At 73.4% G+C, this 18,012-nt stretch carries 15 protein-coding genes; 10 read left to right on the top strand and 5 right to left on the bottom strand.

Features of this window, described 5'->3' with window-relative positions:
* Positions 1 to 51 precede the first annotated feature (51 nt).
* Together ACFWNV_RS12030 and ACFWNV_RS12025 are read right to left on the bottom strand one after the other, a co-directional pair.
* Positions 52 to 207, bottom strand: a complete 156-nt coding sequence (locus ACFWNV_RS12030) for a CsbD family protein (RefSeq protein ID WP_284716012.1) — start codon at positions 205 to 207, stop codon at positions 52 to 54.
* A gap of 152 nt (positions 208 to 359) precedes the next feature.
* Positions 360 to 878, bottom strand: a complete 519-nt coding sequence (locus tag ACFWNV_RS12025; protein ID WP_383944409.1) for a flavin reductase family protein — start codon at positions 876 to 878, stop codon at positions 360 to 362.
* An 85-nt stretch (positions 879 to 963) separates the two neighbouring features.
* Here ACFWNV_RS12025 and ACFWNV_RS12020 point away from each other — a divergent pair, with 85 nt between their 5' ends.
* The 7 genes from ACFWNV_RS12020 to ACFWNV_RS11990 all read left to right on the top strand — a co-directional run bounded on the left by ACFWNV_RS12020 (position 964) and on the right by ACFWNV_RS11990 (position 12,133).
* Positions 964 to 2,583, top strand: coding sequence for a phospholipase D family protein (locus ACFWNV_RS12020; protein ID WP_383944406.1), 1,620 nt, complete (start codon positions 964 to 966; stop codon positions 2,581 to 2,583).
* Between the two features lie 69 nt (positions 2,584 to 2,652).
* Positions 2,653 to 3,024, top strand: coding sequence for a hypothetical protein (locus tag ACFWNV_RS12015; protein ID WP_383944403.1), 372 nt, complete (start codon positions 2,653 to 2,655; stop codon positions 3,022 to 3,024).
* 110 nt (positions 3,025 to 3,134) lie between these two features.
* A complete protein-coding gene (locus tag ACFWNV_RS12010; protein WP_383944400.1) occupies positions 3,135 to 3,665 on the top strand; it encodes a DoxX family protein in 531 nt (176 codons plus the stop codon).
* A 166-nt stretch (positions 3,666 to 3,831) separates the two neighbouring features.
* A complete protein-coding gene (locus ACFWNV_RS12005) occupies positions 3,832 to 5,832 on the top strand; it encodes a hypothetical protein (RefSeq protein WP_383944397.1) in 2,001 nt (666 codons plus the stop codon).
* Positions 5,833 to 5,836: 4 nt separating this feature from the next.
* On the top strand, positions 5,837 to 7,312 hold the full coding sequence (locus tag ACFWNV_RS12000; RefSeq protein ID WP_383944394.1) for an ABC transporter substrate-binding protein: 1,476 nt from the start codon (positions 5,837 to 5,839) through the stop codon (positions 7,310 to 7,312).
* Positions 7,313 to 7,467: 155 nt separating this feature from the next.
* The gene (locus tag ACFWNV_RS11995) at positions 7,468 to 10,197 is read left to right on the top strand and encodes an ATP-binding protein (RefSeq protein ID WP_383944391.1); all 2,730 of its coding nucleotides are present in this window, start codon (positions 7,468 to 7,470) and stop codon (positions 10,195 to 10,197) included.
* 148 nt (positions 10,198 to 10,345) lie between these two features.
* Positions 10,346 to 12,133, top strand: coding sequence for a S8 family serine peptidase (locus tag ACFWNV_RS11990; protein WP_383944388.1), 1,788 nt, complete (start codon positions 10,346 to 10,348; stop codon positions 12,131 to 12,133).
* Positions 12,134 to 12,379: 246 nt separating this feature from the next.
* On the opposite strand, the gene ACFWNV_RS11985 is transcribed toward ACFWNV_RS11990, so the two are convergent.
* The gene (locus ACFWNV_RS11985; protein WP_383944385.1) at positions 12,380 to 12,643 is read right to left on the bottom strand and encodes a hypothetical protein; all 264 of its coding nucleotides are present in this window, start codon (positions 12,641 to 12,643) and stop codon (positions 12,380 to 12,382) included.
* A gap of 29 nt (positions 12,644 to 12,672) precedes the next feature.
* Between ACFWNV_RS11985 and ACFWNV_RS11980 the strand changes: the two genes are divergently transcribed.
* Positions 12,673 to 13,920: a lipase family protein gene (locus ACFWNV_RS11980; protein WP_383944383.1), complete on the top strand. Its 1,248-nt coding sequence runs from the start codon at positions 12,673 to 12,675 to the stop codon at positions 13,918 to 13,920.
* Positions 13,921 to 14,032: 112 nt separating this feature from the next.
* On the top strand, positions 14,033 to 14,446 hold the full coding sequence (locus ACFWNV_RS11975) for a rodlin (RefSeq protein WP_383944381.1): 414 nt from the start codon (positions 14,033 to 14,035) through the stop codon (positions 14,444 to 14,446).
* A gap of 116 nt (positions 14,447 to 14,562) precedes the next feature.
* On the opposite strand, the gene ACFWNV_RS11970 is transcribed toward ACFWNV_RS11975, so the two are convergent.
* Together ACFWNV_RS11970 and ACFWNV_RS11965 are read right to left on the bottom strand one after the other, a co-directional pair.
* Positions 14,563 to 15,021, bottom strand: coding sequence for a GNAT family N-acetyltransferase (locus tag ACFWNV_RS11970; protein WP_383944378.1), 459 nt, complete (start codon positions 15,019 to 15,021; stop codon positions 14,563 to 14,565).
* A gap of 74 nt (positions 15,022 to 15,095) precedes the next feature.
* Entirely contained in the window at positions 15,096 to 16,382 is a 1,287-nt protein-coding gene (locus tag ACFWNV_RS11965) for a PucR family transcriptional regulator (protein WP_383944375.1), read from the bottom strand.
* 170 nt (positions 16,383 to 16,552) lie between these two features.
* Here ACFWNV_RS11965 and ACFWNV_RS11960 point away from each other — a divergent pair, with 170 nt between their 5' ends.
* Positions 16,553 to 17,944 (top strand): spinster family MFS transporter, encoded by a 1,392-nt coding sequence (locus ACFWNV_RS11960; RefSeq protein ID WP_383944372.1) that lies wholly within the window; start codon positions 16,553 to 16,555, stop codon positions 17,942 to 17,944.
* Positions 17,945 to 18,012: the final 68 nt, after the last annotated feature.

The following is an 18,012-nucleotide window of genomic DNA, read 5'->3' as shown; positions in this document are numbered from 1 at the left end:
TCGCCGGCTTCGTCTTTCCCTTGGGCTGGTGGTGATGTCACCCCTGCCCGGCTAGTCCTTGAGGACGTCCTTGGCCTTCTCCTTGGCCTGGCGGGCATCGCCCTTCATCTGCTCCGCGCGCCCCTCTGCGGTGAGGCGCTCGTTGCCGACGGTGCGGCCCATCGCTTCCTTGGCCTTGCCCTTGGCCTGTTCCTTCTTGGCCTTCATCTTCTGCTCACCCGACACGGTTCTCACTCCGATCGTTGGCGATCATCTGACGTGCCGCGTCTGTCCGCACAGCCGTCCGGTAAACCTGCCGGCTCCGCAGATCTGGAAACGGCTCGGCCACGAGAACGCCCCGGGGGCCCGGCCCGCACCGCTCAGGCCGGGTGTCCGGGGTCGATCGACCGGACGTCGGCGTATCTCAGCAGTCCGGGCACGTCCGGGAGGGCCGGGGAGACCTCGGTGGGCGCCAGGAGGAATCCCACGTGGTCACCCCCGTCGGTCCGTGTCTCGATCCGGCCGACGAACCACGCGGGCGCGCCGGCCAGCAACGGGACGCCGTCCGCGCTGGGCACCCAGTCGACCCGGGCGAACTTGTCCGTCCGGTCGCCCGTCTCACCACCGAACAGTTCCGCCAGCGACCGCTGGTCGCGGCCGAGCACGTGCACCGCGAGGTGCGAGGCCCGGCACGCGACGCGGAAGGTGTGGTTGAGCGTGGACAGCCACACCATGAAACGCGGCGGCCGGATCGAGCACTGCGAGGCGAAGCCGACGAGGCAGCCCGCCCGCTCGTCCGGGGCCCCGGCGCCGCCCCCCGAGCCGGGCGCGGCGGCCGTGACGAGGTACACGGGGCCGTCCAGGACGTCGGCGAACGCGTCCAGTTCCGTTTGCGTCACGACATCGTCTCCTTGCCGGGCGGGCGGCCCACCGTCCCGAGTGGAAGGGCGGGGAGCGGGTACCCGTGTGAGTGGAGGTCCTACCATGCCCACTACGGACTGGCTCCTGGCCACTGGAGAACGCGGCAACACCGCCACCCGGCTGGAGCACCGCCGGGCGGACGGGGCGGCCTGGTCCGAGGGCAACGACGCCCGGCCGCTCGTCCACGGAGCCACGTACTTCGCCGAGCTCCTCGCGCGGATCCGGGCGATGCGCGCGGGCGATCTGCTCCTGTTCACCGACTGGCGCGGCGATCCCGACGAGCGGCTCGGCGGACCGGGGACGGAGATCGCGGCCGTCCTGAGCGCGGCGGCCGGGAGCGGTGTCATCGTCAAGGGTCTGCTGTGGCGCTCCCACCTGGACGGCTTCCGGTTCAGCGAGGAGGAGAACCGTTCCCTCAGCGCGGACATCGAAGCGGCGGGCGGTGAGTGCCTGCTCGACCTGCGCGTGCGGCCCGGCGGCTCGCACCACCAGAAGATGGTGGTGCTGCGGCACCCCGGCCGTCCGGAGCTCGATGTCGCGTACGTCGGCGGGATCGACCTCTGCCACAACCGCAACGACGACGCCGACCACCACGGCGACCGCCAGTCGCTGCCCCTGGCGCCCCGGTACGGTCCGCACCCCCCGTGGCACGACGTCCAGGTCGCCCTGAGGGGGCCGGTCGTCGGCGACGTCGAAGCCGTCTTCCGCGAGCGCTGGGAGGATCCCGCGCCGCTCAGCCGCAGTCCGCTGATGCGCCTGCGCGAGCTGCTGGACCGGGAGGACACCCGTGCGGACGAACTGCCGCCGCAGGAGCCCGATCCCCCGCGGTGCGGCACGCACGCCGTCCAAGTGCTGCGCACCTATCCGAACCGTCTGCTGCGCGGCTATCCCTTCGCCCCCGACGGCGAGCGCAGCATCGCGCGGGGCTACCTCAAGGCGCTGCGGCGGGCCCGCACACTGATCTACCTGGAGGACCAGTACCTCTGGTCCCCGCGCGTCGTGGACTCCTTCGCCCGGGCCCTGCGCGCGCACCCGCGGCTGCGGCTGGTGGCCGTCATCCCGTCCGTTCCGGAACAGGACGGCCTGCTCACCGGGCCCATGAACCTGATCGGACGGATCACCGCCCTGGATGAGCTGCGCCGCGCCGGAGGAGACCGGGTCGCGGTGTACGGGCTGGAGAACCATGCCGGGACCCCTGTCTACGTACATGCCAAGGTCTGCGTGATCGACGACGTCTGGGCGGCCGTCGGCTCCGACAACGTCAACCTGCGCTCGTGGACGCACGATTCCGAGCTGAGCTGCGCCGTCCTCGACCTGGCCGACGATCCGAGGCGGCCGCGCGACCCGGGCGGACTGGGCGACGGAGCCCGCCCCTTCGCCCGGGAACTGCGCCTGGAGCTGATGCGCGAGCACCTCGACGCGGGCGGCGGCGACGGTCCGCACCCGGCGGAAGACGCCCTGTGCGATCCGTCGACCGCGTTCGACCGGTTCGGCGAAGCCGCCGCGGTACTGGACGCCTGGCACGCCGGCGGGCGCCGCGGCCCGCGTCCCCCGGGCCGCTTGCGCCGCTACGCCGCTCCGCGGCTGCCGACCTTCCGGCGTCTCCTCGCCACCCCGGTCCACCACGCCTGGGTCGACCCCGACGGCCGCCCCCTCGGCATGCGGCTCCGGGGCAGGTTCTGACACCCCGGGGCCACGACAACGGCCGCAACTTCGACGGTTCGGCCGCTCGTCATCGGGCAGACGCCGGGCATGACATTGGAGCATCCGGCAGAGAAGGGCAGATCGGGGCGGCTCGGCCGCTTCGAGAAACTGGCTGAGCTCGCGTCCAATTTCACGAGTTCGGCGCTCTTCTCCGTCCTGTGCGTCCTCCTCGTGGCAGCCTTCGTCGTGGTTCACCTCCTGCACCTGCCGATGGAATGGCAGCACCTCGCCGGGGACGCCATGGGCGCGGTGTCCCTGCTCCTGCTGGCCCTGCTCAAGAACTCCGAGCGCCGGGCCGAGCATGCGATCCAGCGCAAGCTGGACGCCATCGCCAACGCCCTGCTGGACCAGGCGGAGGGCTCGAAGGGCAAGGCTCACCGGGATCTGGAGGAGGCCATCGGGATCGAGGAGCAGGAGTAACCCGGACCAGGAGTGGTCCCGCGCACCCGGGTGATCGGCGGCATGCGGTGTGGCGGCACGGAACGTGTGGAACACATTCCGCCGACCGTTTCCCGTCGAAAGGCCACACCGTGCACTTCACCCTCCGCAAGGACCTCGGACTGCTTTCCCTGCGCCTCGCAGCAGGCGGGGTCCTGATGGCACACGGCACGCAGAAGCTCTTCGGCTGGTTCGGCGGGGGCGGCATCGAGGGCACGGCCCGGGCGATGGAGCACATGGGCTTCGCCCCGGGCAGGCGGAGCGCGATCGCCGCCGGGCTCGGCGAGGCGGGTGGCGGTGCCCTCCTCGCGCTGGGGCTCGCCACTCCCGCGGCGGGCGCCGCCGCGGCGGGCGCCATGGCAGGGGCCGTCGCGGTCCATGCTCCCGCCGGCTTCTTCGCCCAGGGAGGCGGCTTCGAGTACCCGGCACTGCTCGGCACCGTCGCCGCCTCGCTCGGCGTCACGGGGCCGGGGCGCATCTCCGTCGACCACGTCAGCGGGCACCGTCTCGACCGTCCCGCCGTCATCGCGGTGGCGTTCGCCCTCAGCGCGGTCGCGGCCACCGTCGTCGTCAGCCGGCGCATCGCCGCGACGGAGTCCGCGGCCGCAGCCGACGAGGACTGATCCGGCCCTGCCGTCGGGGACACGGCCGGTCCGCGGCAGGTGTGCGTCCCGCCCAGGAAGGGGCCGTGACGGGCCCAATCGAATCAAGGAGCGGAAACCCCTGTCTGACTCCGGCTCCGGATGGCAGGCTCTAGTCCTCGAAGCACGTCCTGGGGGGGATCACGTGATGGAGCCGGGTACGGGCATGGGCCTGCGGGGCCGCAGCGGCATCCTGTCGCTGGTCGACTCCTGTCTGAAGGAGAGCCCTGCCGCCGAACGGCCCCTGACCATGCTCCTCGGCCCGGCCGGCAGCGGGGCCAGTGAGGCGCACAGCGCGCTCATGGAGCGCTTCGGGCCCGACTATCCGTTCGCCTTCGTCAACTTCGGCGGGGCGCAGTCCCTGTTGCCGCGCTACGCCCTCGGGCTCCTGGCCCGCCAGCTCGAACGCAAGCTGCCCCGCTACGGCCGCTCCCACTTCCCGCTGCTCAGCCTCGGCCTGCTCGCCTCCGACCAGGAGCTGCGCATGCGCAACCTCGCGGAGGGCCGGCGTGCGGTACAGCGCCAGCTCGACCGTTTCCAGGAGGAGAACGAGGCCCGGCACGGGGACTATCTGGCGGCCTTCTTCGAGGTGGGCATGGGCGCGGTCGGCATGCCCGAGGGCGCCTCCAGCGCCGCGCTCGCCCTCTTCCAGGACGCCCTGCGGCGCGGGCGCCGCACCGTGCCCGGTCTGCTCGCCGGGAAGCTGGGCAGCAGGCTCACGACCGGGGCCCACTGGTACGGACGCCACCCCATGACCCGCAGCGCGGACCCCATGGAAGCTCTCGTGGAGCTCAACCTGTGGCGCCACGAGGGCGACGAGAACGAGCAGGAGCGGCTCGACCTCGTCCTCTTCTCGGCCTTCCTCGAGGACCTCCGGCGCAACACGGCCCGCAACTTCATGCCCCGCTCCTACCTGCTCCTCCTGGACAACGCCCACACCGAGTACGGGCGGCACTTCCTCGACCTGTTACTGCGCTCCCGGCACGACCAGACCGTCGTGGCCGGGCACGCCAGCGATCCGCTGACCGTCGTCGCCAGCTCCAACCGGTGGCTGCCCCGCTGGGGTCCGGCCACCGGGGATTCCTGGCCCTGGCAGCTGCGCGGACCCGACCGGGCCTCCCTCGCCGACTGGCACGCCCACCGGCCGCCCCGCGACAGCGAGGACAGCTGGTGGTACCCGCTGCGCCTGCGCGACCTCAACCTGGACGAGGTGCGGATCCGGATAGAGCTCCAGCTCGGCGGGAACAGTGACCTGGCCCCGCTGACCCGCCTCACCCCCTTCGTGCACCGGCTCACCGGCGGCCTGCCGCGCGCCGTGCACCAGGTGCTCGACGTGCTGCGCCAGTCCGGGTCGCTCCCCGACTCCGGCCCGCAGCAGGACCGTTGGCTGCGCACCCTGCCCGACCGGCCGCTGCGCACCGGGGAGCACTCCGCCACGCTCGCCGACACCGCCCTGGGCCATCTGCTGCGCGATTTCGACGGGACCCAGCGTGCGGCCCTGGCCGAATGCGCCGCCGCCCGGGACTTCTCCGTGGCCGCGCGGCTGCTCAGCCCCGACGATTCCCTGTTCGGCGACGTCCGGGCGCGCTGGCTGCTGACCGGGCCCGTCGCCATGGTCCCCGTACTCCACCCGTGGCTGCGCCGGCTGCTCCTGTGGCAGCTGGCCGCGCGGCCCGACGGGTGGGACGCCGCGCACGAGCTCCTCGCGGAGTACTACCGCGGCGAGGGCAAGCCGGTGCAGGAGATGTACCACCAGCTCGCCCGTGGGCGGACCGAGGAGGTCACCGCCCATCTGACCCGGCGCTTCACCGCCGTGCCGGCCGCGCAGTGGATCTCCGAGTTCGATGCGGTCACCACCGCTCCGAACCGGCTCCCGGCAGGCAGCGGTCCCCTGGAACTCCTCTCCGGGCTCGTCCCGCGCCGGCCCGGGCGCGTGATGGACACCGAGTCCGTGATCCACACCCTGGTGACCACCCGCTGGGTGTGGAGCGATCCGCTCGCCGACCCCGCCATGCGGCTGGGGAACCTGATCGCCGACGGCTACACCCAGCTGTCCCAACTGCGGAGGAACGACATCGTGGCCCTGTTCAACGAGGCCGAACGGTACCGGCATTGGCGTGATCCCCAGACCGCGGGCTGGGAGGGCTGAGCGCGTGCCCAGACTCGAATGGCCGCTGCACGTCGTACGCCGCGTCGCGCTGGCCACCGCGGCGGCCGTCACCCTCGTGGCGGCGCTCTGGCTGGGCGTGGGCTGGCTCCAGGAGCGCCAGGCCAGATGCGCCGACGGGGTCGTCGAGCTGGGGCCGGACGACGAGTGCGTGGGAGTGAGCGACGGCTCCTACGTCTTCGCGCCGCACCTCGACGCCGTCAGCGCGAAGATCGAGGAGGAGAACCGGCGGGTCCTCGCCAACGCGGCCAAGGAGCCGTACGTCAGCGTCGCCTACTTCACCTCGTTCACCACCACCGCTTCCGACAGCAACTCCGCCGAGGGGGTCCGGCACGAGCTCCAGGGCGCCTACCTCGCCCAGTACCGGCACAACCAGGGCGACTTGGCCGCCACGCCCAAGATCCGGCTGCTGATAGCCAATCCGGGCAGCAAGTCCACGCAGTGGAAGCACACCGTCGACGAACTGATCGCCCGCAAGGACTCCCCGGACCGGCTCGTCGCGGTGGCCGGCCTCGGTCCCAGCACCAACGAGAACCTGTCGGCGATACGGCGGTTGTCGGAGAACGGGATCGCCATGGTCGGCGCCACGATGACCGCCTCGACCATCCAGGACATCAACGGCTTCGTCCGGATCGCCCCGACCAACGAGGACGAGGCGTTCGCGGGCGCCGCCTACCTCAAGCGGCGCGGGGTCACCACCGGCGTCGTCATCCAGGACGTGGCGGAGGGAGACCTCTACTCCGCCACCCTCGGGAGCGCCTTCACCAAGGCGTTCCAGGACGGTGCGCACAAGCTCGTCGCCGAGCGCATGACCTACGACTCCTCCGTCAGCAGCGCCTGGCAGAACGAACTGCGCTACATGCCCGGCCAGTTGTGTCAGCAGCGTCCGCAACTCGTCTATTTCGCCGGCCGCGGACTGCACCTCACCCGGTTCCTCGACGCGCTCGCCAACCGCAGCTGCACCGACCAGCAGTTCACCGTGTTCACCGGGGACGACACGACCAACCTGAGCCCCGCACAGCTCGCCCGCGCAGCCGAGACGGGCATCGAGGTGCTGTACACCGGCCTCGCCCATCCCGACATGTACCGGGCGGCGCCGCAGGCGGTGTCCGCGCCCTCGGCGAAGAACTTCCAGCCGGGCGGGATCCTGGAGCAGTGGTTCCCGAACGACCCGCGCGAGGACGGCGGGGCCCTGATGGGCCACGACGCGGTCCTCGCGGCGGCCCACGGCATCCAGATGGCCGCGCGCTGGCAGGGCCAGGTCGTCGGCGACGCCGTGGCGCGGATGTTCCACCAGATGGACGGCACCCAGCAGGTGGCCGGGGCCAGCGGGTTCATCTCCTTCCAGAACAACGGCAATCCGCGCAACAAGGCCGTCCCCGTCCTGCGCCTCAACGCCAAGGGGCAGGTGGAATTCGTAGAGGTCTCCGCCGCGGAGGGCAAACCACCACAGGCACAATGACGCGCGGCGCGCAGCGCTGACACGGGGCACCCTCCCCCGGACCCGGCAGGGCCGGGACCCCTACCGGCGGGTTGCGGTGCTGCGTAGACTCCACCCGCATGAGTTCGGGGATGGGCGCATCGGTGCTGGTCGGACGGGATGCGGAGATTCGGGCGATGCGTTCCGCGCTGGCCCGGCCGCCCGCCGTGGTACTGATCGAGGGCGAGGCCGGGATCGGCAAGACGCGGCTCGTGCGCGAGGTGCTCGCGCGGCGGCCGGACCGCGGTGCGCGGGTGCTGTCCGGGAGCTGTCCGCCGCTGCGGGAGCCGTTCCCGTACGGTCCGCTCTTCGACGTGCTGCGCACCCTCGCGCACGCCGTCCCGGCGGGGCTCAGCCCGGTGTGCGGGGCGCTGCGCCCGTACCTGCCCGAGCTCGCCGAGCGGCTGCCCCCGCCCTGTGAGCCGTTGCACGACCCGGCGGCCGCCACGCACCGGATCTTCCGGGCGGTGGGTGCGCTGCTGGCCGCGGTGTGCCCGGCCGTGCTCGTCGTGGAGGACCTGCACTGGGCCGACGACGGCACCCGGGACCTGATCCGCTTCCTGATCGAGGATCCGCCGCCGGGCCTCGCCGTGGTCCTGACGTACCGTCGGGAGGACCTGCCCGCCCCGGGGTTGCCGCTGGGGCGGGCCTACCGGCGGGCGCCCGGCCGCGAGTCCCTCCTGATGCGGCTGGAGGCTTTGGACGCGGGCGAGGTGCGCACCCTGGCGGCCGCGCTCACCGGCGGGCCCGTATCGGCGCGGCTGGCGGGCGAGTTGCACGCGAGGACGGCCGGGATCCCCTTCGTGCTGGAGGAGTTCGTCCGCGGGCCGGGCGCTCCCGCGGCCGTGCCCGCCCTGCTCCAGGAGGCGATGTCCGACCGGACCGCCGGGCTGGACGCGCCCGCCCTGGCCGTCGTGCACGCGGCCGCGGTGCTGCGCGATCCGGCGCAGGAGGCCCTGGTCACCGCCGTGGCGGGGCTCGGCGAGGAGGCCGGGGCCGAGGCGGTGGGGGCCGCGCTGCGGGCCGGGGTGCTCCACGACTGGGGCGAGGACCGGTACGGGTTCCGGCACGGGCTGGCCCAGCAGGCCGTGCACGAGGCCCTGTTGGGCCCCGAGCGGCGGCGCCTGCACCTGCGGGCCGTCACCGCGCTGGCGGCGCTGCCCGCGCCGCCGCTCGTCCGGCTCGCCTACCACGCCCGGCAGGCCGGGGCCGTGCGGGAGTGGCGCCGGTACGCGGAGGACGCCGCCGAGCACGCCCGGGAGATCGGGGACACGGCGCTCGCCGTGGAACTCCTCGAAGGGCTCCTCGACGACCCCGCGCTGCCCGCCGGGGACTGTGCCCGCCTCGCCCTGCGGCTGAGCCGCGCGGCCACGATCGGGCTCACCCACCGGCGCACGGCGCGGCTGCTGCGCCGGGTCGTCGACGAGGGCTCGGCGCTGCCCGACGCGGTGCGCGGGGACATCCGGCTGAACCTGGGGCTGCTGCTGAACAACCAGGCCGGCGACCACCGCCAGGGCCGGCTGGACACCGCCCGCGCCGTCGCCGAGCTCCACGAGCGGCCGGCCCGCGCCGCCCGGGGCATGGCCGGGCTCGCGATGCCGACCTGGGGCGGGGAACCGTACCCGGTCTACCTGGAGTGGATCGCCCGGGCCGAGCGGATCGCCGCCTCGCACGGGGACGAGGCCCTGCGCCTCGCGGTGCGCGGCAACCACCTCGTCCTGCGGATGAGCCTCGGCGAGGAGGCGGTCCGGGGCGAGGCCGAGGCCCTGCTGGCCGCCGGTGCATCGGACCGGGCGGGGCGGCTGGAGCTCGCGCGGATGTGCGGGAACCTCGCGGACTCCGCGGCCTGGCTGGGCAAGGACCCGGAGGCCGAGCTGTTCCGGCGGGAGGGCGAGCGGATGGCAGCCGCGTGCGGAGCCCCGTACCTGCGCGGGATCATCGACGCGACGGTGCTGCGCCTGGAGTGGAGCCAGGGGCGCTGGGAAGGGCTCGGCGAGCGGGCCCGGCAGGTGTGGGAGGCGGCTCAGGGCGCTTCGGGGATCGAGTCGGAGGCGCGCCTCGTGCTGGGGCTCCTCGGCGCCGCGCACGGGGAGTGGGAGGAGGCCGGGGAGCACCTCGCGGCGGCCGCCCTGGGCGATTCGGAGAACGCCGCCTCGCCCGTCCTGGCGGCCGCGGGCGCCGCGGCGGTACGCATCCACCTGGCGCGGGGCCGGGCCGCCGCGGCCTGCGCCGAGGCCGACCGGGGCCTCGCGCTGGTCCGGCACAAGGGGCTCTGGGGGTGGGCCGCTGACCTGGCGGCGGCCGGAGCGGACGCGTACGTGCGGGCGGGCCGGGCGGCCGACGCGGGGGCGCTGACCGGTGAGTACGCCGAGGCCATCGCCGGGCGGGACCATCCCCTGGCGCTGGCGGCGCTGCCCCTGTGCCGGGCGGCCGTGGCCCGGTCCGCGGGACGGCCGCAGGAGGCCTCGGCGCACTACCGCCGGGCGGCGGACGCCTTCACCGCGCTGCGCCGGCCGCACAGTGCGGCCCAGGCCGTGCAGGCGGCTCTGGAATGCGTCCCGGACGCAGGTGAACTGGCGCTCGTGGCGGTCGAGTTCGAACGGATCGGGGCCGCTTGGGAGGCTGCCCGGTGCCGGCGGGCGCTGCGCGGGAGCGGGCACGCGACGGCGCCCCGGCGCGGCCGGGGCGGGTACGGCGAGGGGCTGTCGCCGCGGGAGGCGGACGTGGCCCGGCTGGTGGCCTCGGGCCGGACCAACCGGGAGATCGCCGAGCTGCTGTTCCTCTCGCCGCGCACGGTGGAGCAGCACGTGGCGAAGGTGCTGCGGAAGCTGAAGGTCAGCAGCCGTACGGAGGTACGTACTCCGTAGCGGGCGGGACCCGCGCGGCGGCGGCGAATAGGTACTCCTACGGATCCGGATACGGATTGCCGTGCTCCCCCGGGTGTCACGAGGGTGATCCCCGTGCCCCGGCCCCCACGCCGGGGCGTCCAGGAACCCGATCAGTAGGAGCAGTTGGATGCGTGCACAGCGTGCGGCAAGAAGCACCCGGCTCGGGGCCATATGTCTCGGTGCCGCCACCGCGACCGTCCTCGGCCTGTTCGGCGCGGTCACCCAGGCCCATGCCGGACCCGCGGAGGGCCGGGTCCTCGGCGAGGGCGGGGCGGACACGGTGAGCGGCCGGTACCTCGTGGTCCTCGACGGCGCTCCCTCCCTGCGCGCCGCCGCCACGGCCGAGACGGCCGGGGAGGCGAAGACGCTGACGGACCGCCACGGAGGGGCGGTCCGTCAGCTCTACACCGCCGCCCTCAAGGGGTTCTCCGTGAAGGCGACCCCGGAGCAGGCGCGCCGGCTGGCGGCCGCGCCGGGCGTGCGCTACGTCCAGGCCGACACCGTCTTCCACGTCTCCGGGACCCAGCCGAACCCGCCCTCCTGGGGCATCGACCGCGTCGACGGGGCGAAGGACAGCTCCTACGCCTACCCGAACGACGGCAGCGGGGTGACCGCGTACATCGCGGACACCGGCCTGTACCGGCAGCACGCGGACTTCGGTTCCCGCGCCTCCTCGGGCTACGACTTCATCGACAACGACGCGGACTCCGCCGACTGCCACGGTCACGGCACGCACGTGTCGGGGACCGTGGGCGGTACCTCGTACGGCGTCGCGAAGAACGTCAAGCTGGTCGGGGTGCGCGTGCTCGACTGCCAGGGTTCCGGTTCCACGGAGCAGATCGCGGCCGGGATGGACTGGATCGCGAGGAACGCGAAGAAGCCGGCCGTCGTCAACATGTCGCTGGGCGGCAGCGCCGACCGTGCGCTCGACGACGCCGTGGCCGGGGTCATCAGCGCGGGCATCCCGGTGGCCGTCGCGGCGGGCAACGACAGCAAGGACGCGTGCAACACCAGCCCGGCGCGCCTGCCCGCGGCCATCACCCTCGGTTCGACGGACAGCAACGACGCCCGTTCCAGCTTCTCCAACTACGGTTCCTGTCTTGACCTGTTCGCTCCCGGCGGCTCCATCGTCTCCACCAAGATGGGCGGGGGCACGCAGACGATGAGCGGCACCTCGATGGCCACTCCGCACACGGCGGGAGCGGCGGCGCTCTACCTTTCGGCGCACCCCGACGCCACTCCGCAGCAGGTGCGCGACGCGCTGGTGGACAACGCGCAGTCGGGTGTGGTGACCGGGGCCGGTTCGGGCTCCCCCAACAAGTTCCTGAACGTGACGAAGCTCGGCGCTCCCACCCAGCCCGGTGAGCCGGTCGCGGAGTTCACGGCCCAGTGCTCGACGTCGGCCGCTTCCTGCGCCTTCGACGCCTCGGCGTCCAAGGACCCGGACGGCTCGATCGCCTCGTACGCCTGGGAGTTCGGCGACGGCGCGAAGGGCGAGGGCGCCAAGCCCTCGCACGAGTACTCCGCCGCCGGGACCTACTCGGTGAAGCTGACCGTCACCGACAACTCGGGCCGCACCGCGACCGTCACCAAGCCCGTCACCGCGGGGACCACGCAGCCTCCGGCGGGCACCCCGCCGACTGCCGCGTTCTCGGTGTCCTGCTGGTACCAGGACTGCTCCTTCGATGCCTCGGCCTCCAAGGACTCCGACGGCTCGATCGCCTCGTACAAGTGGAAGTTCGGCGACTCCGCCACGGGCACCGGCGCCACGGCCGCGCACCGCTACCCGGCCGGGCAGCGCAGCTACACCGCCGAGCTGACGGTGACCGACAACTCCGGTCTGACGGGGACCGCTTCGCGCCGCATCGACTGCTACGGCTTCGGCACCGGCCAGTCACTCTGCTTCGCCTCCTGATCCCCACCGCCCGCCCGTCGGCCCGGCCCTCCCCCTCCCCGGGGAGGGCCGGGTGCGTTGCGTGGGTCAGAGCACCGCGCAGAGGGCTTGCCGCGCGGCCGTGTTGAGGATCGGCCGGCCGGGCGCGCGCTGGAACCGATCGGGCTGCCGGAGGCGTAGACGCCAAAAGTGAACTCGACTAGCGTTTTCGCGCATGGACCCGGAGCGCACCCCAGGGCTCGGCAACATCCGGACACAGCAGGGCCGTTACGCGAAAGGGGTCGTGCGCAGCTGCCCTGCCCGGACCCGGTCCCGCCGATGGCCGCCACCCTGCGCCGAAGCGGGGACGTCGCCGGTCTGGTGCGCCTGTACGTGAGCATGGCGGCCGCGTCCGGCTTCCCCGGGCACCCGGCGCGCGAGTTCTTCGAGGTCCGCAACGGAGACGTCCTCCTCGCCCTGCGCGAGGGTCTCTCCGCACTCCAGCGCGAGGGGCGCATGGCAGGCCAGAGCCTCCATCCGGCGGCGCCGCACGGCAGCCGCGTACGCAGAGGAGTTCCTCCTTGTCGCACGGACAGAGCCACCGCCTCCCCGGCAGGCCGGCCCGCTGGGCGGCCGTCGCGGCGCTCGCCGCGGCCCTGACGCTGTCGGGCTGCACCCGCGGCGGTGCGGAGCCGGGCCCGGAGGGGCGGACGGCGTCCGCGCCGGTGCCCGAGGGCGACGCGTTCTACGACCCGCCGAGCCCGCTGCCCCCGGGCAAGCCGGGCACGGTGATCCGCCAACGCCCCTACACCCCGCCGGAGGCGGCGCTGACACTGCCCTCGCACACCTTCCTGGTGATGTACCTGAGCACCGGGACGGACGGCAGGCCGGTGGCCGCGAGCGGGCTGGTGACCGTACCGGACGGGCCCGCACCCGCCGGCGGCCGGCCCGTCGCCGCCGTGGACCACGGCACCATGGGCATCGGTTCGGCGTGCGCCCCGTCCCGCATCCCGGCCTTCGCCGGTCTGCAGGACGCCAGTCCGGTCGGAAAGCTGCTCGCGCGCGGGTTCGTCGTCGTACAGCCCGACTACATCGGCCTCGGCGTGACCGGGATCAGACACCCGTACCTCAACGGCCGGTCCGCCGCGTACGCCACCCTCGACATGGTCCGCGCCGCCCGCGCCATCGACCCGGGGGCGACCGCGACCACGCTCGTCTACGGCGGATCGCAGGGCGGCCACGCCGCGCTGTGGAGCGCGCACCACGCCGCCTCGTACGCCCCCGACATCGACCTCAAGGGCGTGGTCGCCAACGCCCCGGCGGTCGGGTTCGAGTGGATGCCCGCCCTGTTCGCCCAGCAGGACGCGATGGCCACCGGCTACACCGGGATCCTGCTGCTGCTCATCGACGGGGCCGCCGCGGCCGACCCCGCGGTCAAACCCGCCGAGCTGCTCACCCCCGCGGGCCTGGCCGCCGCGGAGCGCATCTGGACACTGCCCTGCATGGGCGCCGACCCCGACCTCCCGGCCGCCGCGGACATCCTGCGGCCCGGCGCCGATCTGGCACCGCTCGACGCCGCCCTCAAGGCGAGCGCCACCGGCGAGGTCGCCGTCAAGGTCCCGGTGCTGTTGCCCCAGGGCGGGAACGACGTGCTGAGCAACCTCAACCAGACCCTGGCCCGGGAACTCTGCGACAAGGGCACCGACCTGGAATTCAAGTACTACGCCGACGAGGGCCACACCATCGGCGACGCCCCGCTGGACGATGCGGTCGCCTGGATGGAAGCCCGGCGCACCGGCACCCCGACGACGGCGGGCTGCCGGTTCTGAGCGGACCCGTCCGGCAAACGGGTGACTTACCGCCACGTGTGCCGCTCGCAGCCGTTGCCAGGGCGAAAGACCAGACGGGTACCGCCCGCTCCAACGAAGGATGACCAGGCACATGCTGAAGAAGATGATGATCACCGCTGTCACCACCGCTGCCGCGATCGGCGCCGGCGGCGCCATGGCAGCTCCGGCCATGGCCATCGGCAATGACAACGGGATCAACACCGTCAACGGCAATGGTGCCGTGCAGGCGTACGGCAACCAGAAGACGCACGGCGAGAAGAGCCCGCAGCTCTCCGTGATCCAGGGCACGGCGAACAAGCCGTGCATCGGCCTGCCGGTCAAGGTCAACGCGCAGTCGCTCGTCGCCATCCTGGCGAACGTGGGCGTCCAGGACGTCAACGTCCTGTCCAACCCGCAGAACCAGCAGTGCACCGAGAACTCCACCCAGGCCAAGGGCGACGAGCCGCTCTCGCACATCGCGGACAACATCCCGGTCCTGTCGGGCAACCTGTCCGCCGGAAGCTGACGCCCGCCCCGCACACCGGCCGTCCCGCACACCGCTCGCCCCGCACACCGGCCGTCCCGGCCGTCCGCACGAGTGCCCCGCCGCCGAGGTCCCCGGCCGCGGGGCTCCGTGCTGGATCAGGCGCCCGGCGCCATGTCGTAGGTGACCCACATCGTACGAGTGGCCACTTGGTCGTACTTGGCCCGGGCGCGGTGGTTGTCGTCGGCCGTGATCCAGCGGACCACGCTCCAGCCGCGCTCGGCGGCGATCTCCCGCAGGGCCGCCAGCAGGTGATCGGCGGCGCCGGACCCGCGGTGGGCGGGGTCGACGAACAGATCGTCCAGGTACCCGCCGGTGGTGGCCGACAGGGGACGGGCGAAGGGGCGGTAGTGCGCCAGGCCGATCAGCCGGCCGTCCCCGTCCTCGGCGACGAGGGCGTTCACTTCGTGGGCGGGGTCGTTCACCCACGCCCACACGCGTGCGGCGGCCTCCTCGGTCTGCTCGACCCGGTAGAAGTCCGCGTAGCCGCGGTACAGGGCACGCCACTGCGGGAAGTCCGCGTCGCGGACCTCCCGGACGGTGATGGTGGTCGGCATGATGCGCACTTTCGTCGTCGGGAAGGTCTTATCGGGTCTTATCGGGTCTTATCGGGAAGCTCTCAGACGAAGGATCATGCCCGCTCCGCCCGGTCCCCGGCACCGCCGGAATGTCGAATCCCCCGCCCGGCCGGTGCCGCGGTGTCCACCTCCGCACGGCAGCCCCGTCGGCGGTTCAGGAGCCACCAGGCGGTCACCAGGTCCTCGGTGCGCCGCAGGTCCAGCTCGGTGAGCTGCTGGAAGCGGTTCACCCGGTAGCGGACGGTGTTCGGGTGCACGGCGAGCAGCCGGGCGACTTCGCGGACGTTCTGGTCGCAGGCGAGGTACGCCCGCGCGGTCTCCTCGATGTCGGTGCTTGACCGGCCCGTGGCCTCGAGCGCGGTCAGGTGGCGTGCGGCGAGGCCTTCGGCGGTGGGGGCGCCGCAGAGCACGAGCGGCCGCGGGCCGAGGTCGGCGAGGCGCACCACGCCCGACATGGCGAACCGCAGGGCGGTCTCCAGCGCCAGGGCCGCCTCCTCGAAGCCGGCGTCGAGCCGGTCGAGGGGAAGGGGCGGGCCGACGGCCACCAGGTGGCCGTCGACGGATTCCGGCGCCCTCGGCACGATGAAACCGAGGTCCGGGCCGACTTGGGCGAGCAGCAGGCGGTCCGCGGGGACGCGGACCGCCGAGGCGACGGCGCGCCGGACGGCATCGACGTCGCCGGCGGACCGGGCGCGCGCCGCCAGCGCCACGTGGCGGGCCTGGGGGGCGAGTCCGTAGAGGTGCGCGTCCCGGTTGATCCGCTCCGCCGGGAAGCCGCCGCCGAGCACGCCGGCGGCGAAGGCCGAGCGGCGTTCGGCGTCGAAGTGGGCCCGCTCCACGGCGAGATCGTGCTGGACCCGGGCGAACACCGCGGACGCCTCGTTGGAGAACTCCCAGGTGCTGTCGTGCACCGCGAGCAAGAGGTCTGCGGGCAGGGCCACCTCGGCCGCGACCTCGTCCAGCAGGGCGAGCATCTCCCGCGAACCCAGCTGGTAGCCGATGGCGAGCACATCGAGCGGGATCCCGCGGGCGGCCCGCTCGACGGCGTACTCCCCGAGGATCTCGCGCAGCGCCGCGTCGGGTATCCGCAGCGAGGTCAGCTCCGAGACGAGGATGTCCATGAACCTCCGGGCGGACGCTCTGATGTCCTCGTCCGAGAGGATCGCGTAGCCGGGGACATGGCTGCGGACCGATGCCAGGAAACGTTCGGCGAAGACCTCGTGCAGCTTGCCCAGGCGGGTGACGGCGGCGGCCACGGCCGCGCGCGTCGCCTCGTCGAGGGCGGCGAGGTCCGGCATCCGCCGTCGTACCGGCCAGGCCGTGGGTGTCTCGGGCTCCATGCCGGCAGGCTATCCGCGGATGTTGTTCCGGGGAACAATCTTGCCGCTCCGATGCTGGTCGGCGTTCCGTAGCCCGCCGGAATTACCGGGGCGACACTGTGGCGGAGCTCGTGGCGGCCTTGTTCCCGCTGCCAAACCGGGCGCTCTTCACCGTCGAAGGGACCTCTCCTGTGGCACGCTCCCTCACCCGGCCCGAGTCCTCGGACCATCCGACCGCAGCGCCTTCCCCGGCGGGTTACGTGCTGGGGCTCCTCTTCGTGGGCAACCTGCTCAACTTCTACGACCGGGCCCTGCCCTCGGTCGTACTGGAGCCGATCAAGGAGGAGTTCGGGCTCGACGACACCCAGGTCGGCATTCTGGCTTCGGCGTTCGTCCTCGTGGCCGCGCTCGCGGGGGTCCCGCTGGGGCGGCTGGCCGACCGTGTTCCCCGTGCGGCCGTCGCGGGCTGGGGGCTGTTCGTGTGGAGCGCCTTCACCGCGGCCGGCGGAGTACTGACCAGCTTCTGGGGCTTCTTCGGCTCCCGGGTCGGCGTCGGCGTGGGCGAGTCCAGCTACGCGCCCGCCACCGGCTCCCTGCTGTCGGACCTCTATCCGAGCGAGCGCCGGTCCCGGGCCCACTCGCTGTTCATGCTCGGCTTCCCGATCGGCACCCTGCTCGCCTTCCTCACGGCCGGCGGGCTCGCCGTCGCCTTCGACAGCTGGCGGGCGCCGTTCCTCATCGCGGCGGTACCCGGCTTCGCCGTCGCCCTCCTCGTGCTGCGCATCCGCGAGCCCGGGCGGGGCGCGGCCGAGCCGGGTGCCGCCGACCGGGCGGCCGACGACCGGGTAGCCGCCGACCCGGCCCGCTCCCGGGACTCCGTCTCCGACGGACAGCGGGGCAGTTCGCTGCGGGCGCTGCTGAAGGTGCGCTCGATGTACGGGATGCTCCTCGCGTTCGCCGGGTACAACTTCGCGGCGTACGCGATCGGCACCTTCCTCACTCCCGTCCTCCAGCGCTACCACGGTCTCTCCCTCGTCGGCGCCGGCCTCGTGGGCGGCATCGTCGTGGGCGTGACCGGGCTCCTCGGCCTGCTCGCCGGAGGGCGGCTCCTCGACCGGGCGGCCCGCAGATCGCCCGAGGCGCGGGTTCGGGTGGCGGCCTTCTGCCTCCTCGGCGCCGCGGTGTTCTCCCTCGCCGGACTCACCGCGGGCCAGGGGGCGTTGTGGCAGCTCGTGGTGTTCCTGAGCCTGGGATACCTGCTCGGCATCGTGTACCTCGCGGCGGCCGTGCCCGTGGTCTCCGACGTCATCCGGCCCGAGCAGCGCTCCGGCGCCCTGGGCCTGCTGTTCGCCGTCGGCTACCTGCTCGGAGGGGCGGGCGGACCCGTACTGGTCGGCATGCTCTCCGACGCGCTGGCCGGGGGTGCGCAGTCCGCGTCCGAGGCGTCGGCCCAGGGCCTGCGGACCGCCTTGATGATCACGGTTCCGCTCGCGTTCGGGGTCGCGGCCGTCGGCATGTTCCTCGCGTCGCGTTCCGTCCGGGGCGACCGCGAGGCGATGCTCGCGGTCGCGACCACGCCCTGATCCCCGGCCCCTCGCACAGGTACCGGCAGCACCCCACAGACACACCTCACGCAGAAGGGACGACCTCC

Origin of the sequence: Streptomyces sp. NPDC058401 (assembly GCF_042722885.1) — a bacterium.
In the GTDB taxonomy this organism is placed as follows: Bacteria; Actinomycetota; Actinomycetes; order Streptomycetales; family Streptomycetaceae; genus Streptomyces.
The sequence above is the reverse complement of the archived record's forward strand: the minus strand, read 5'-3'. Positions and strand labels throughout refer to the sequence as shown.